We start from the raw sequence: 15,568 nt of genomic DNA, 5'->3' as shown, positions 1-15,568 counted from the left end.
ACGACGGATATTGTTAAAATTTACAGAACAATTACCGTCGTATTTTTCACTTCGGAAATCATAAAAGAGCTGTGAGTGCTGGCAATATGCTGTAAAGTAGTAAGCTTGGAGAGCATAAAATTCCGGTAGTCTTCCATATCTTTAACAGCTATTTTTAAAATATAATCGTAATCTCCGCTCACGTGAAAACATTCGGTTACTTCTTCCAGATTCATGATTTCTTTCTCAAACTGTAGTACATATTGCTTTTTATGCTGAGTCAGTTTCACATGGCATAATACCGTAAAATCCCGGTCAACTTTCTGACGGTCAAGAAGAGCAACATACCTGGAAATAACACCATTGTTTTCCAATTTTCTCACACGTTCATAAACAGCAGTTACAGACAATCCCAGCTTGTAAGAAAGCTCTTTCGTCGTTTGTTTAGCATCTTCCTGCAAAAAAAGAAGCAGTTTTTTATCCGTTTCATCCAAAGCCATAGATAATTTTTTGTTAAAAGTTTATATTAATCAAATATAATAAACTTTATTTCTACCAAATTAAATAATCATAGATTTATATTCTAATAATCTGGTTTTACCTTGTAAAAAATCTTAAATAAACTCATTTTAGCAAAAACTAAAAAGGATATGAAAGATTTTAACGCCGCAAACGAAATTCAGGATTTACAGTATTTTGGTGAATTCGGGGGAGTGAACCCGTCCATTTCAGACAGTTCCACCTACACCTTCCTTTCTGCCAAAACAATGTTTGATACATTTGAAGGAAACGCAGACGGATGCTACTTATATTCAAGACATTCATCTCCGATGAATCTTTATCTTTCGGAAGCGCTTGCCAAAATGGAAAACACGGAGGCCGCCAATGTAACCGCTTCAGGAATGGGAGCCATTACCTCTGTATTGCTTCAGCTTTGTAAAAGTGGCGACCATATCATTTCCAGCAGAACAATTTACGGCGGAACATACGCTTTCATGAAAAATTTTCTGCCACCGTTTCATATTCAAACCACTTTCGTAGACATCAATAATTTTGAGTCCATCGAAAATTCCATACAACCCAACACAAAGATCATATATTGCGAAAGCGTGAGCAACCCACTGCTGGAAGTTGCTGACCTGAGAAAACTATCAGAAATCTGTAAAAAGCACAACTTAAAACTGATTGTTGATAATACATTCTCACCACTTTCCATCTCACCTGCTGTATTGGGAGCGGACATCGTCATCCACTCCCTTACAAAATTTATCAACGGAAGCAGTGATACCGTTGGCGGAGTCTACTGCGGAACCCAGGAATTCATCAATGATACGAAGAATGTGAATACCGGAGCCTGTATGCTTTTGGGGCCTACTATGGACAGCCTTCGTTCTGCAAGTATTCTGAAAAACCTGAGAACGCTTCACATCAGAATAAAGCAGCACAGCCACAACGCGATGTATCTTGCAGAAAGATTTGAAAAAGACGGACTTAAAATCTCTTATCCCGGACTAAAATCCCACAAAAACCATGAACTCATGAAAAGCATGATGCACGAAGAATATGGTTTTGGAGGATTATTAACACTTGATGCCGGAACAACTGAAAAAGCCAATGAACTGATGGAATTAATGCAGAAAGAAAACTTAGGCTATCTTGCGGTAAGCCTGGGATTCTATAAAACCTTATTCTCCTGTTCGGGAAGCTCTACCTCTTCTGAAATCCCTGAAGAAGAGCGTTCTGAAATGGGAATCTCAGACGGACTGATACGATTTTCCATTGGTCTCGATCACGATATCGAAAGAACTTATGAAAAGATGAGAGAATGCATGCTCAAAACAGGCGTTCTCAACCATGAAACCATATCTATATCTTAATTATTGTTTAAAGCTGTTGTTCAATCCGACAGCTTTTATTTTTTGATGATAATATTAAGTTACTCAAATAAACGAAGCTCATGCAATATGATTATCTTTTGTAACTTTAATTCTGAAATTAGTTTAAACCGTTCTAATGTTAAAAAACATTACCCTTTATGAAAATGTTTCGGAAATGCCTCTTCTGGCTTCATTCTGAAAACATTTAGCAATACCCAGGATTTTAAAAAGCCGTAACCATAAGAAAACATCTGAATATAAGTAGAAATTACCGCCATTCCGGCAATGCTGATATTTTTGGTCACGAACATTGCATGAAAAAGCACCATAAAAGTGTACAATCCGTAAAAAGCAAGAATAACCCCTTTTCCCATAGTGAAATATTCAAGGAAACCAATGATATAGCCTAATAAAAATAAAGTTGGAAACGCAAAGGATATCTTTACATAATTCGGATGCCGTTGGTTAAGAATAGGCCGCGCACAACCAAACTGGTACACCTGTTTTGAAAATTTACCGAAGTCTACCCTCCTTTTATGATAAACGGCAATATCATCAAAAAACGCAGTCGTGTAGCCATTTTCCCAAAGCGTCATCGAAAGATCCGGATCCTCTCCTATTCTCATTTCCGAAAAACCACCGACCTTTTCAAAAACTTCTTTCTTCACACCCATATTAAAGCTTCTCGGCTGAAATTTTGAAACAGCTTTCTTACTCCCACGAATTCCTCCGGTAGTAAAAACTGAAGTCATAGAATAAGAGATCGCCTTCTGCATCAGGTTAAAACCTTTATGGGCCTTATCTGCACCTCCAAATGCATCACAAGGAATCGAAATGATATCTTTTTTGATATTCTCAACATAGTTCTCTTCCACAATAACATCGCTGTCTACAAAAACAAGCCATTCGTTTTCTGCTCTTCTCGCACCAAAATTTCTCGACAAACCGGGCCCTGAATTATCTTTTCTGAAATATCTGATATTCAGAAAGCTTTCAAAATTCCCAATCGTCGGACGTAGATCAACAAGAGAACCATCATCTACAATGATAATTTCAAAATCTTTATCTGTCTGTATGACAAGAGAATTGAGGAGCTCAAAAAGCTCATCTTTACGGTTGAAAATAGCAACAATGATGGAAATAGTAGGCTTCAAATCTGAAATTTTTTCAAAAATACTTATTCACGGAGGAATGCGCAAAGCATTTATAATAATTTATAAAATGAATAGCTGATATAATTGAAGAGAATCCGGCAAACGTGAATTCAAAACATGAAATTTTAAACAAAATAATTTGACATTTTAAACAAAATTAAAAATGTTTACTGAGCCTAACTTTGCTTCAATAATTTAAAACAAATTTAAAATGAAAATTAATAATCTACAGCAACCTATCGATTCAGGTTTTAATGCACAATCTACGGCACATGACGTTATCAGAGGAATCAATCTTTCAGGAAAAACAGCAATCGTTACCGGAGGATACGCAGGGATAGGTCTGGAAACCGTGAAAACCCTTACCGATGCAGGAGCAGAAGTCATTGTTCCGGCAAGAGACCTTGAAAAAGCAGCAAAAAACCTTGAAGGAATTAAAAATATTCAGATTGAAAAACTTGATTTGATGACTCCCAACTCCATTAATGATTTCGCTGAGAAATTTATAGCTTCAGGAAGAAAATTAGATTTGCTAATCAATAACGCAGGGATTATGTGGGTTCCTTTACGAAGAGACAGCCGCGGAATAGAATCACAACTGGCAACCAATTATCTGGGGCAGTTTCATCTTACTGCAAAATTATGGGAGAGCCTGAAAAAAGCAGATGGTGCAAGAGTGATTAATGTTTCTTCTTACGGACATCAGATGGCACCTTTTGACTTTAACGATCCTAATTTCATAAACAGGGAATACCAGACCTTATTGGGATATGGTCAATCAAAAACGGCAAGCAATCTTTTTGCTGCAATATTAGATGAAAAAGCAAAAGACTTCAACGTAAGAGCCTATGCTGTACATCCGGGATCGGTGTATGGAACAGATCTTGGAAGAGAAGAGCCTATCGACCTCTATATTCAGATGGGAACTCACGATGCGAACGGAAAAATAAAACCTGAAGTACAGGCAAAATTAAAAACCATTCCACAGGGTGCAGCGACAACGGTTTGGTGCGCGACAAGTCCTGATCTCAAAGATATCGGTGGCGTTTATTGTGAAAATTGCGATATTGCTGAAATCGATCACGGACAGATCGAACACAGGTATGATGACCCTTCCACCATCAGAGGCGTTCAACCCTACTCCATTGATTTGGATCTGGCAGAAAAGCTCTGGAGTCTCAGCGAAGAAATGACGGGCATAAGATTCGAAGTCAGATAATTCTTTTTAATTAAATTTACTCTTGAAAAAGTTTACCCATGGATTTCCAGATTAAATACCTCACCCCCGACATCAAACTCTCAACCTACGACGATAAGCTTTTCAAAACAGAAACAGTGTTTGAATTTCATATGCTGGTTTGGTTTATCTCCGGAGAGACAAAGATTATTCAGGCAGACAAATCATATCTTTTCAAGGCCGGTGATATTTTCCTGATTCCGAGAAATCATCTCGCTACGATCATTAATTACCCTAAAGACAACCTTCCTCATAAAGCAGTAGTCATGCATCTGACGAAAGAGCTATTGAAAAACTTTTATTCAGGTATTGAAATTCCGGAGAAAAATATTCGGGATAAAGCTAAAATATATAGTTTCGAGAAACATCCTTTGCTGGAAAGCTGCCTGGCCTCTTTAATTCCTTATTTCGATCTTACGGAAGCTTTTCCTGAAAACATCGCTGCTTTAAAGATTACAGAGGCCATCAGCATTCTTAGAGCCATAGATCCGGATATCGATAATGTTCTTGCAAATTTTGAAGAACCGGGAAAAATCGATCTGGTGAATTTTATGGAAAAAAACTTCATGTTCAATATGCCACTGGAAAGATTCGGATATTTAACGGGTAGAAGTTTGTCAACCTTTAACAGGGATTTCAGGAAGATTTTTCAGATAACCCCTCAGCGGTGGCTCACACAGAAACGGCTCGAGCTTGCATTCTATCATTTATCAGAAAAGAACAAAAAGCCATCAGATGTTTTTATGGAAGTAGGTTTCGAAGATCTTTCCCACTTTTCCTATGCTTTTAAAAAACAATATGGTTTTGCGCCTTCTCTTGTGAAATAGCATTTACCAATAACTCAAAAGAGGAATCCGTAAATTCCTCTTTTCTATATTGTAATATTATAAATTTAAAATGGGAAACCATTAGAATATCCCCGATCTGAAATAGATCAACAGAACCAACGATATACAAAACGATACCACCGAAAGACTGAAAAACAGCCATTGAAAAACACTTTTGAAATGGTACGTCTCAAGAACATTCATCATGAAAAAAATCACCAGAGAAACTGCAAAGCCCAAGATTGAAGCAACCACAACCGACTGAATATACGTATCTGAAACAGGAGGATTTTTAAAGACCAGAAAGAAAAAAACAGCTGAAAAAAGGAACAATACTGTGCTTATTTTTTCTCTGACGTATTTTGTTTTTTTTTCTTATTTCTTGTAAATCTGGTAGCTCCTGAAGAACCGTAACTAAGCAGATTCAGAGCATTGTTACAGATATCTAATAAATTAAAAATGTCGAAATTCATAGGTAGAATTTCGACATTTTTAATTTATTCGGTCATTCGGAAACTTACTTCCGATACTTTTATTTAACCAGCTGAATATCTACTGCAGAAAAACCTTTTGGAGATTTCTCTTTCTCGTAAGATACTTTGTTTCCTTTTTTTACAGGCTCTGCGCAGTTGTTGCTGTGGAAGAAAATATTTTCTTTCGATTTGTCTTCCGTAATAAAACCATATCCCTTTTCACTGAAAAAAGTAATGATCCCTGTTTTTCTGATTTCCTCCGCTTCAATAGGAGCCGCTCCCAACTGAATATCATCAATGTTGATCTCCTCTTTTTCCGCATGATCCGGTGGAGTTGAAGTCAGCTGACCGTTGGCATCTACATACATCAACATGTCGTCCAGACTTTTACCTTTGTTGTTGCTCGTTTTACGCTCTTCACGCTTAAGAGCTTTTTCCTTTTGTTTTTGAATTTTCTTTTTGAAATTTTCTTTTTTAGAAAAAGAATCCGCCATATATTATTATAAAATTTAATTGTTATTGAAATAAAAACTTTCCGCTATCCGAAAAGAAATAAAAAGTTTTGAATAAGATCTCCGATTACGCCTTAAAAGGGCTTAAAAACGAAATAGTATTAAAATCTGTCAGCTGTAAAAGCAAAAAACTGATTGGGAAATAGAAATTCTAACTTGTTACAGAGAAAGGCAATTACCTTTTATTAGGGACAAAGATACGAAAAAAAGCCTACACTTCCTAGTAATGAATTGGATCTCAATTTGTTTTTGTCGTAAATAAAAAGTATTGATTCTATGATAAACCAACTTAAATCAGTTTTTTCCACAATCACCAATATATATTTGGGAGGATTGTCTTTTAAAAGTTTTTTAGAATTTTAAATAAATATAATTTTACCTACTTACATAATTTAGATTTAATTTCATTAACAAATAAATTCAAACTACAATTTTTATCTAAATAATTACCTTTTCTTATTTTCTTTTCTTTACAAAAATTATCACTTAACCATTTATAATTATCATAATCCACAACACTTGGTATTCCTTCTTTTTTTAATTCAAATTGAAGTTTTTCTTTTGGTTTAGCTGACGAACAAGTGCTTTTATCATAATATATTGTGAGTACCCAAGCATCCATTTCTTCTATTGTAACAGCATGTAAAATTTTATCTACTATAGCTTCATCATCAATCCATTCGTCAATTTTAGATACAACCCTCCCTCTCATATCTATACAATAGTCATGGTTTTGTTTAGGTGGTCTAACAACAGGATATTCATCAGCCTCCGCAGTATCTAAATGTATTACAATAAATTCATTTCCTTCAAATAATAGAAACTCTTCTATCAATTCTTTTTCCTCACATTCTTTTTTAACTAGAGACCAAGTACTAAATTCAAGATCTCCCTTTAAAAAACTTTTGCTGGTTTCATCCAATAAGTCTTGAGGTCTTAGCGCAACGACATCAGATGAATCTATATCAGCAACGCCCTCTAAAATATTTTCAATCACAGCTCTATCACTATGCCCTTCACATATTACTCCTATTTTCATAATTAGAAATTTTTGGGAACAGCACCTAACAAACCTTTAATCCACATATCAGATAAACGATATTTTTTATCACTTAAATCTTGCTTAAATTTAATTCTACGAGTTTTAGTTTTTCCATTATTATCTCTATAAACTTCAAAAAGCCTTTGGTCATCATCTAATAAATTTAAGCCATCAAGAATTGCAGGATTATGAGTTGTAATTAAAACCTGCTTTCCTCGTTCTTCAGCTAACTTTGCTAGTAACTTTATTAGAACCCTACACAATTTAGGGTTTAATGCTGTTTCAATATTATCAATTGCAAATATTTTTGGAGTTTTGTTACTAATAAACAAAGCTAAATAGAAAAGTACATGTAATATTCCTTCATTAGAATTTTCCGCGGAAAAAGTATTATTTTGTTTTTGCATAAATTTATCTACAAACAATAATGTTGAAGCACTTCTTCCAAGTTTTAATCCATCAAGCTTAGCTCTATCTTCTTTATCATTAGAAATACTAAATAACCAATCAAATAAATCAACACAATATTTTGTTAGCATTTCCCTTTCATAAGAATTAAAATTTGCTATTAATAAATCTAATCCTTCTCCATTAATTCCCAATGGAGTTCTACGACTATCAGCTGGAATTACACCTCTTAAAGATTTTGTATTTAGGTCATAAATTACATATTCCGACAATATGCTTGGTAAGGTTTCTTGAGTTCTAATGATTCTAAGTTTCTCTATATGTTCTAAAAAATTATTCTCAGTTAACTGTATTGAACCATCTTTATATTCTTCCAAAAGCTCAATAAAAAACCCCAACATCTTATTTCTATCATTTCTTTTATCTATCCAATTGGTAAATATATCATTTGAGTTCTCAGGTATTAACTCCATATTATGTGAGTAAGTTTCACCATCTTCTGTATATTCTAACCTAAAGTTAATTGATTCGTCTTGTGACATTGACTTAAAAGAACTCATAGTTAAGTTAGGTCTTGCGATTCTTACTCCTCGACCATAAAGACCTTCAAAATCAACTTCTTTATTAACTGACGCGCCTGCCATTGCAAAAGCTTCCAAAACATTACTTTTACCGCTCCCATTGGTACCAATGAAAACATTAAATCTACCTAATTCAATTTTATCTTCGTCTATAGACTTAAAATTTTTAATCTCAAACTTCGTCAATTTAAAATTTGGCATTGAATTTTCAGGGAACTGTTTTAATTTAAACTCCTCTACAGCTGATTCCCATTTTTCAGTATTATACTTTTTTATAGTTTCAACAGCAAGATCTGAAAGTGCATAGTTAGTAAGAGAACTTGTAGGACTTAATTTCCCATCTGGATTAAGAACAGCTAAATTGTAATTGACAAAAGGATTTAAGGCAATTTTTCTAAAGGATTCTCTACTGTTAGGCTTATAATCTGCATCATAATAATCATTTACAAATGTCATTATATCTTTAGAAAGAGTTAATCTTTTTGCTGTAGCGTTTTTCCACTTATCATTTGGTTTAATTCCTGCTAAAGCCAATAAAGTTAAAGCAGATAATTTATTTTGTTGAGATTCGGGAAGCCCTAAATTTTCTAGTATAGTTTGAGCTTCAATTATTTTTTTATTTTCCATTACTTATATATTGGAATTTCAAAATTTTCATTAACAATTATATCAATATTGTATTCTCTACCATTTTGGATACATTTTAGTATCTTTAAACCGATCCTTTCTATTATTTCAAAAGCAGGTAGAGGTAAATTTTTCAGTTCAGTAGCACTTACATTAATATTCCCATTAAATGTTCTAAAATATAAATCTAAAATTTTACTATTTAATATCGCAGCTATACCATAAGTCTGAGTTATTGACAATGTATTCGTCTTACTATAAACATAGTTTAAATGATTTTCTATTCCAATCTTTCCAAAATTATTAAAAAAATCTTTAGTAATGGGTGCCGCAATAATTCTTTTCAAATCATCTTTTGAGCTAAATCGACGGATTAAAATTAAATTTCCTTTACTAACGAGACATTTCTGAGTAAATTCATTATCAACCACATACTGCCCTTTTGGTTTTCCTTTAATTTTATAATTTGGCCAAAGAATTTGCATTGGATAAATATTGTGCAGCCAAATTAAAGGAACTGTATCACTACCTTCTGCAAATCTAATCAATTCCTTATTCCTAAAATCAACTATTGGCCCAGTAGAAACTTCCAATTCATATTTTTTTAGAGAGCCATTCCAACTTTTAAACAATTTAATAATTTCATCATCCTTATCCGTTAATGGGATATGTATAATTTTTTGTTCTGACTTAAAATCAATTAAATTAGAAATTAAATAACTTTTCGAAAAAGATTTAGAAATATCAGATAAATCCATTGAAGACGACAAGAGAACATTATAATCATCCAATTTTTCATTTCTAGATGCCGATAAAATAATATTTTCTTGCAGTACATTATCTTTTTTGAAGGCTTTATCTCTAGAATCGAATACATGTATAGCATTGAGATTCACGTATTCAAGAAATTTTTCTCTAAATAATCTAAAATAGCTTCCTGAACAGAAACTACGGGGAATAATAAATATTAATTGCCCATTAGATTTCAATAATCTAGCGGAAATAGCCATAAAAATAGTATAAATATTTGATTGCCCATAAATTACTGATTTTGCAATTTTTTTTCTCGTATCATCCTTTGATAATTTAAAATAGGGAGGATTCGAAATAACAATATCAAATTCAGGTGAAAAAACTTTTTCGCCTTCTAGTACTGAAGAATTATGGAGTATAAAATCATTTTTGCACAAATAATACGAAAAAGAAATATTTCTTTCAGAAAGCCAATTTCTTAAATACTCGTAATTAGCCTCTGTTAATGTTAATATATCAGGGTCATTTTCAAATGCTATTAATTCTATGTTTTTAATATTTTCCTTAAAAGCTAGTTTTTGAATTAAGACTGTAGATAGAATGCCAATCCCACATCCTGGATCTAGTATTTTAATTTTTTTCTTATGAATTTTATTAAAATCTGCGATAAAATTCGCCAAATTTATAGAAGTAAAATATTGACCATTTTCTTTTTTATGAGTTGTTGTAACTAAATCAGAATAATAATTTCCTAATCTATCTGCATATACACTTGGGTCTTCATCATTAGTTGGCAAAGGAAATTGTAACGACATTTTATTTAATTCAATTGAATTTTCAAAGATAAAGAATGCTTAATAAGTAAGAAGAATAAAATTTAATTTAATTTGCCTCTATTATGAGCGATCCATTTTGCAGCCACAAAAAAATCAATACAACAAACTCGGTACAATTTAACATAAAATAATGATTATCAATTATTCACTATAAAAAGACACATCAATTCAAAATAAATTTTATATTTGTTCAGTAAATTTAAAAACACAAATACTATGTCTTCAATGTTCCCATCGGAAAGCAATTCCGAATCCGGCAAAAACAACAAAAAAACAGTAAGTGAAGTAGGACACGCCAGAAATGTCGCCAACCTGCACAAACTCATCCAGCAGGTTTCCGTGTATCCATTGTACAATCCGCCGGTTCCCGAACTGAGCGTCGACAGTCTTCAGACCCTTTACAACACAGCCACTGCAAAATTGAGCGAGGTCGAAGAAAAACGCAATGCCAACAAAAATGCCATCACTTTGCGCCAGACCGCCTTTGAAAACCTGAAAACAACCCGCACCCGCATTGTCAACCGTCTGGAGATCCTCGGATTACCACAAGGCACCGTAGACCAGGCGAAATCCCTGAAACGATCCATACAGGGAGCTAAAAAGAAATCTACCACTGCACCCGAAGCAGGTGTAGAAGCACCCAAAACCATTTCTACCTCCCGCCAGTCTTTCACCCAGCAGGCCGAAAATTTCGGAATCCTGTTGCAGATGCTGACCACCATTTCAGCCTATGATCCCCAGGAAGATGAATTGAAATTAGCTAGCCTCAACACCTACAAAGATTCACTGGTAAGCGCCACCCAGGCCGTAGATCAGACCGAAGCCGAACTCAACCTCAAAATGATGGAAAGAAATAAAATACTATATACGGAAGGAAGCGGCCTCTACTCCATTGCCCAGAACGTCAAAAAATATGTGAAGAGCCTCTATGGAGCCACTTCTCCGGAATATCTTACGGTTTCAGCCATCATATTTACCCGCACTAAATAAAATAGTATAATGATTGAAGAATGTAGGATCGATAGCATCTTATATTCCTCCGAGATAAAGTTACATTCCTGCAATGTAACTTTACTTTTTTATGATATGGTTTTACTTTCTTGTAATATGGTTTCACTTTCTTGCGATCCGGTTTCACTTTTTTGCCATCTGGTTTTACTTTTTTGCTTCATTGTTTCACTTTTTTACCTTATTGTTTTACATTGGCACGATATAAAGTTACATTTTTGCAATATCGTAAAAGACTTTGCCGTGCTTGGCATAAATTCTATTAATCCTGTACCACCAGAATTAGCTTGATTGGGTGCGTCGGACTTAAAAGTTCCACCACTTTCCCATCTAAATACCGCCATAAGATTATTTGCCATTTTAATTTTATTTTCTTCTCCCCACAGATCAGCACAAATCTCCACAACCTTTTTCCTAAATTCACAACTCACTTTATTCCCCCAAACCAAATCATACTGCTGGCACAAACACTTACCATCCTGTTTCCTCATTGGTTGACTCTTCACCCCAACAGTAGACCTCCCATGATTTCTATTCACCGTAATCTTCTTATCCTTCTGCGCTTTTCCCTTTACCTCCGCCCAATCAAGCAGATAACCATTGGCCTGATGGATCAAAATATTCTTTTCATCTCTCTTGGAAAGAGGCTTTTGTTCTGCTGGTGAGCCTTGTGCTTTTGGATGGAATTTCTTCTTTTCAAGAACTTTGTATAACGGATTATGGACATTCACATTCTCAGAATCATGAGTCTTGCCTTTGTAATATTCTACCGTTACATAAAACTCAAATTCTTTGGCATCAGCTTCACCTTTCATGGCTTTTTGCATCAAGCCTTTCGTAAGAGTAAATTCTAAGACGGCCAGCCCGTTATGACCCACTTTTGCTGTTGTTGTTTCTATAGCTTGGTTACCAGCGCTGTGTCCGGCACCTTTTGCATCATCCTCCCAAAGCGTAAAAACCAGTTCTTTCCCGTGCATCCCCGTTGTATGCGCTTTTGCCCGAAGCCGGTCATAGAAACTGAAAGTATCACCCTTTTTATCATCCACATAATGCAGCTCCACTTTTCCTATTTTGGGAATAGTTGAAGGTTTAGGATTAATTATCAGGCCCCCACCTTCCAGCTTATGAAGATATGCCTCAAGACGGTAGGTATTTTGGATTGAAATTTCGCCAAATGTAAAAGTTCCGTCTCCGATTTTTTTAATATTTGTTGAAGTAAACTTACCGTTGCTTCTCTTTTTGAAAAGCTCCCAGGTTACCTTTTCAGGGTTTCTATCTGCATATAGAGTGTCCTTATACCAGCCTGCAACGTGATAGGTATTTTTCTCTCCGACAACAGGAGTTGGGTTTCCCAAGACCATTGAAACGCCATGCTTACCCTTGTTTGCAAGCTGTCTTTTGATTCTGCTTTATTTATTTTTTACAGGGAACCAGTACAGCAGCTAAATTATTTTTATCGAAAGGATTTTCTGTTTCAATATTTTTCTTTAATTTTTTATGATAAAAACCAAACCATATTAAAATCAATTTAGATTCACTCACAATTTCAATCGTTCCAACTGGCTTCGTATTATCCATATCATCCCAAATCTGCATATTATCAGGTAAAGGAATAATTGGTGGGAAATCTGTGAAGTAAAATTCGTATTTGTCTGTATTAATTTTCTTTAATTGCGCATTCATTGAAAATCTACCATAAATACTGAACTGCACATTATTTATATTTGTTTCTATAATAATATCTTTTCTATATTCTTCTTGGTTACAATCTGATGACCATCTTGAAATTTTTGGAAAAACTATGCTGTCAGATAATTTTTCATCTTTATTATCCTGTATTTTTCCATTACCTTTTAATAAATCCAAGCAAAATTTTAAATAATCTTCTGGAATGTCTTTTGATTTTATACTTTTCAAAAGTTCCCATTTATTATTTCCTAAGTACAGATATATTTTTCTCTCTGCATTTTCTGTAATATCAAATTCTCCTGAGGTTACATCAAAATTTTGAATATATTTTTTATCTAAATAATTAGCAATAATATAGTAATTGTCTTTTCTTGTGTTTAAGATATCCCGAATTCTATTAGACTTTTTTGCCTCATTTTCAGGAAAATCATTATTAAAATAACCTGAACTATCTTTTATATTCCAGAAATCTCGTTCTTTCTTTGTCTTACCAATATAATCAACCGTAAAACAGCCCATATTTATATCAAAAAACGAGTACGATGGGTTTAAATTACCAGTTAAATTGTCAGGAATTGAATAACCCTTTTTTTGATATTTTAAATCTAAAAAATTAATAGGTTCAGACAAAGTATCTTTTTTTATATTTCGTCTTCTATCATTTAGGCTATTATCTTTTTTTTCTTGACCATTACAACTTATAAGTATAAGTAAAGGTAGAAGATATATAATTAATTTATTCATCATTTTATTGGATTTCCTTTGGTTGTTTCATCAAATTTTGTTTTCATAAATTCTTCTGGATCTACTCTGTTTTTACCCCTATAAAAGACCCCGTCCCTAGATGCTTCAATGTGGACATGGTAATATTGCGGTAAAATATTCTTTGCATTACCAGTATTACCAGATAGTCCTACAACAGTGCCATGTTTTGTCTTATCCCCCTTAGATACTTTGATTGAAGAAAGATGGCAATATCTTATCCAAATAAACTTTCCAGCCTTATCCTTAGATTTCACTGTAACTATAACCCCTAGATCTCCTTTAGTATCATACGCATCAGTTACTTCACCACATAACATAGATTTTAATGGAGTATTTAATGATGCTAAAATATCAGTTCCTGTATGGTAATACCCTTCGGGATGAGATTTATTATATCTCATTTTCCTGTGAAACCTATTTTTATTAACATCATTACTTTGATTATTAATTTTTGGGGTTTCAACAACATCTACATATTCTAAGCATTGGGAATAATCTTTCATGCATTTATTGTTAGCGTCTTGGTTTTGATTGTCTATATTGTTCTGGCAACAACCGTATCCAAACTCTTTTAAAAAACCCTTTTTTAAATATAAATTCCATGTTTGTGTTTCATTGAGTTCTTCTCTTAAATAATTCTCATAAATTGCTTTTACAATCGCAAAAGTATATCCTAGCTGCTGTTGACCATAAGGAGAATCAGGTAAGCTCGCCCAGCATAAACTAGATATTAAAGCCGCTCTTTTAATATCATTGTCAATAATCATTTGTATGATATCACCCTGCTGACCTTTAAACCTTTTTCTCCATTCTTTAATTTTTTCTTCTTTTTCGGTATCACGAATATGTTTTTTCTTATCTTTCCAAATTGTTGGGTTATAAAAGCTATCCGAACGATCTTTTACATAATTATGCTTCATTATTACTAAGCAGAATTTGTCTTGAGATTCTTGATCGAAACTTGTGATATTATATTTTTTTGCATAATCTATTTTTTCAGAATAATGCCATTTTTTATTTTCATCCTTATAATATCCTGTAAGATTTTTCCATGTATCTGTCATTATTTGATAAGCTCCTGCTGCTGACGAAGAATATTTTCCAGCTGTAATTACTTTTTCAGGGTGCTTACTCATATCTGAAAATTGTTTTCCACTATATTGAGTTGTATATCCTATGTCTTTATCAGTACCTTCTTTATATCTTAACATTCTCATAAACGCCCTCACTCTAGCCTCACACTCACAAACCTCATTTTTATCATCCTGTTTCACCGCCGGTGGAGCCTTCACCCCAACCATACTCCTCCCAGACTTCTCCATAGCATCAACCCCCACCTGCTTTTTATATTTCCCTTTTATAACAACTTCTTCAATCAGTATTTCTTTACCGTAAATCTTATTGGGGCCTATAGTGCTGCTTACAGTTTGTGTAAAAATATAATCAGGATTTTTTACCTCAGCATTTTTGCTTACAGATTTGTGCTGGGCGGTTTCTGCCACTACATAATATTCATGGATCTTGTCTTGGCTTCCATCCATCACGGCATTGGCAATTTTGGAAAATTCAACAGGCAGTTTAAACTCATGCCATAAGAATCCATCCTTATTCAGATTTCGTGTAATGCTGGCTACCTTATTTTTCTCATTCTTGGCACTATGCCCGGAGCCGTTAACATCATCTTCATACAAGCTAAGCTTTATTTTTTCTCCCGGCATATTTTGGGTGTAAACCTTTACCTTAATGCTTTGCCCGTATTTGAGAACAGTATTTTCTTTGATAGGAGTATCATCGCGCATA

The 15,568-nt window shown here is 34.0% G+C and carries 13 protein-coding genes; 4 read left to right on the top strand and 9 right to left on the bottom strand.

The window, feature by feature from the left end:
- Positions 1-20 precede the first annotated feature (20 nt).
- Positions 21-479 (bottom strand): Lrp/AsnC family transcriptional regulator, encoded by a 459-nt coding sequence (locus BLR30_RS13005; protein WP_089859568.1) that lies wholly within the window; start codon positions 477-479, stop codon positions 21-23.
- A gap of 150 nt (positions 480-629) precedes the next feature.
- Between BLR30_RS13005 and BLR30_RS13000 the strand changes: the two genes are divergently transcribed.
- On the top strand, positions 630-1,856 hold the full coding sequence (locus BLR30_RS13000; protein WP_089859565.1) for an aminotransferase class I/II-fold pyridoxal phosphate-dependent enzyme: 1,227 nt from the start codon (positions 630-632) through the stop codon (positions 1,854-1,856).
- Positions 1,857-2,005: 149 nt separating this feature from the next.
- Here the strand turns inward: BLR30_RS13000 and BLR30_RS12995 are convergent, their stop codons facing one another.
- Positions 2,006-3,010: a glycosyltransferase family 2 protein gene (locus BLR30_RS12995; protein ID WP_089859562.1), complete on the bottom strand. Its 1,005-nt coding sequence runs from the start codon at positions 3,008-3,010 to the stop codon at positions 2,006-2,008.
- Between the two features lie 211 nt (positions 3,011-3,221).
- On the opposite strand from BLR30_RS12995, the gene BLR30_RS12990 reads away from it, so the two are divergent.
- Positions 3,222-4,229 carry an SDR family NAD(P)-dependent oxidoreductase gene (locus BLR30_RS12990; RefSeq protein ID WP_089859557.1) on the top strand — a complete coding sequence of 336 codons (1,008 nt, stop codon included), beginning with the start codon at positions 3,222-3,224 and terminating at the stop codon, positions 4,227-4,229.
- Between the two features lie 38 nt (positions 4,230-4,267).
- Positions 4,268-5,074: a helix-turn-helix domain-containing protein gene (locus BLR30_RS12985; protein ID WP_089859553.1), complete on the top strand. Its 807-nt coding sequence runs from the start codon at positions 4,268-4,270 to the stop codon at positions 5,072-5,074.
- Positions 5,075-5,606: 532 nt separating this feature from the next.
- On the opposite strand, the gene BLR30_RS12975 is transcribed toward BLR30_RS12985, so the two are convergent.
- The 4 genes from BLR30_RS12975 to BLR30_RS12960 all read right to left on the bottom strand — a co-directional run bounded on the left by BLR30_RS12975 (position 5,607) and on the right by BLR30_RS12960 (position 10,285).
- Positions 5,607-6,041 (bottom strand): cold shock domain-containing protein, encoded by a 435-nt coding sequence (locus tag BLR30_RS12975; protein WP_089859547.1) that lies wholly within the window; start codon positions 6,039-6,041, stop codon positions 5,607-5,609.
- Positions 6,042-6,438: 397 nt separating this feature from the next.
- A complete protein-coding gene (locus BLR30_RS12970; protein ID WP_089859543.1) occupies positions 6,439-7,098 on the bottom strand; it encodes a hypothetical protein in 660 nt (219 codons plus the stop codon).
- Positions 7,099-7,100: 2 nt separating this feature from the next.
- Positions 7,101-8,717, bottom strand: a complete 1,617-nt coding sequence (locus tag BLR30_RS12965) for an AAA family ATPase (protein WP_089859540.1) — start codon at positions 8,715-8,717, stop codon at positions 7,101-7,103.
- A complete protein-coding gene (locus BLR30_RS12960; RefSeq protein WP_089859536.1) occupies positions 8,717-10,285 on the bottom strand; it encodes an Eco57I restriction-modification methylase domain-containing protein in 1,569 nt (522 codons plus the stop codon). Before BLR30_RS12960 ends, BLR30_RS12965 begins: the two co-directional genes overlap by 1 nt.
- Positions 10,286-10,522: 237 nt before the next feature.
- Between BLR30_RS12960 and BLR30_RS12955 the strand changes: the two genes are divergently transcribed.
- Complete coding sequence (locus BLR30_RS12955) at positions 10,523-11,296, top strand: hypothetical protein (protein ID WP_228400768.1); 774 nt, start codon at positions 10,523-10,525, stop codon at positions 11,294-11,296.
- A 194-nt stretch (positions 11,297-11,490) separates the two neighbouring features.
- On the opposite strand, the gene BLR30_RS12950 is transcribed toward BLR30_RS12955, so the two are convergent.
- From BLR30_RS12950 to BLR30_RS12940, 3 genes are read right to left on the bottom strand one after another with little or no spacing between them, the layout of a single operon-like run.
- Entirely contained in the window at positions 11,491-12,675 is a 1,185-nt protein-coding gene (locus BLR30_RS12950) for a hypothetical protein (protein WP_089859532.1), read from the bottom strand.
- A gap of 52 nt (positions 12,676-12,727) precedes the next feature.
- Positions 12,728-13,750 carry a GIY-YIG nuclease family protein gene (locus tag BLR30_RS12945; protein ID WP_089859529.1) on the bottom strand — a complete coding sequence of 341 codons (1,023 nt, stop codon included), beginning with the start codon at positions 13,748-13,750 and terminating at the stop codon, positions 12,728-12,730.
- Positions 13,747-15,567: a peptidoglycan DD-metalloendopeptidase family protein gene (locus BLR30_RS12940; protein ID WP_089859526.1), complete on the bottom strand. Its 1,821-nt coding sequence runs from the start codon at positions 15,565-15,567 to the stop codon at positions 13,747-13,749. The genes BLR30_RS12945 and BLR30_RS12940 overlap by 4 nt, the downstream gene beginning before the upstream one ends.
- Between the last annotated feature and the right edge of the window lies 1 nt (position 15,568).

Source organism: Chryseobacterium taeanense, assembly GCF_900099685.1.
Classification (GTDB): Bacteria; Bacteroidota; Bacteroidia; order Flavobacteriales; family Weeksellaceae; genus Chryseobacterium; species Chryseobacterium taeanense.
The sequence above is the reverse complement of the archived record's forward strand: the minus strand, read 5'-3'. Positions and strand labels throughout refer to the sequence as shown.

Excerpts from the sequence above, each read along its gene's own strand:
- BLR30_RS12945 (WP_089859529.1), bottom strand. The coding sequence starts at position 13,750 with ATGATGAATAAATTAATTATATATCTTCTACCTTTACTTATACTTATA.
- BLR30_RS12975 (WP_089859547.1), bottom strand. The coding sequence starts at position 6,041 with ATGGCGGATTCTTTTTCTAAAAAAGAAAATTTCAAAAAGAAAATTCAA.
- BLR30_RS13005 (WP_089859568.1), bottom strand. The coding sequence starts at position 479 with ATGGCTTTGGATGAAACGGATAAAAAACTGCTTCTTTTTTTGCAGGAA.
- BLR30_RS12990 (WP_089859557.1), top strand. The coding sequence starts at position 3,222 with ATGAAAATTAATAATCTACAGCAACCTATCGATTCAGGTTTTAATGCA.
- BLR30_RS12960 (WP_089859536.1), bottom strand. The coding sequence starts at position 10,285 with ATGTCGTTACAATTTCCTTTGCCAACTAATGATGAAGACCCAAGTGTA.
- BLR30_RS13000 (WP_089859565.1), top strand. The coding sequence starts at position 630 with ATGAAAGATTTTAACGCCGCAAACGAAATTCAGGATTTACAGTATTTT.
- BLR30_RS12940 (WP_089859526.1), bottom strand. The coding sequence starts at position 15,567 with ATGCGCGATGATACTCCTATCAAAGAAAATACTGTTCTCAAATACGGG.
- BLR30_RS12970 (WP_089859543.1), bottom strand. The coding sequence starts at position 7,098 with ATGAAAATAGGAGTAATATGTGAAGGGCATAGTGATAGAGCTGTGATT.
- BLR30_RS12965 (WP_089859540.1), bottom strand. The coding sequence starts at position 8,717 with ATGGAAAATAAAAAAATAATTGAAGCTCAAACTATACTAGAAAATTTA.
- BLR30_RS12985 (WP_089859553.1), top strand. The coding sequence starts at position 4,268 with ATGGATTTCCAGATTAAATACCTCACCCCCGACATCAAACTCTCAACC.
- BLR30_RS12955 (WP_228400768.1), top strand. The coding sequence starts at position 10,523 with ATGTCTTCAATGTTCCCATCGGAAAGCAATTCCGAATCCGGCAAAAAC.
- BLR30_RS12950 (WP_089859532.1), bottom strand. The coding sequence starts at position 12,675 with ATGGTCTTGGGAAACCCAACTCCTGTTGTCGGAGAGAAAAATACCTAT.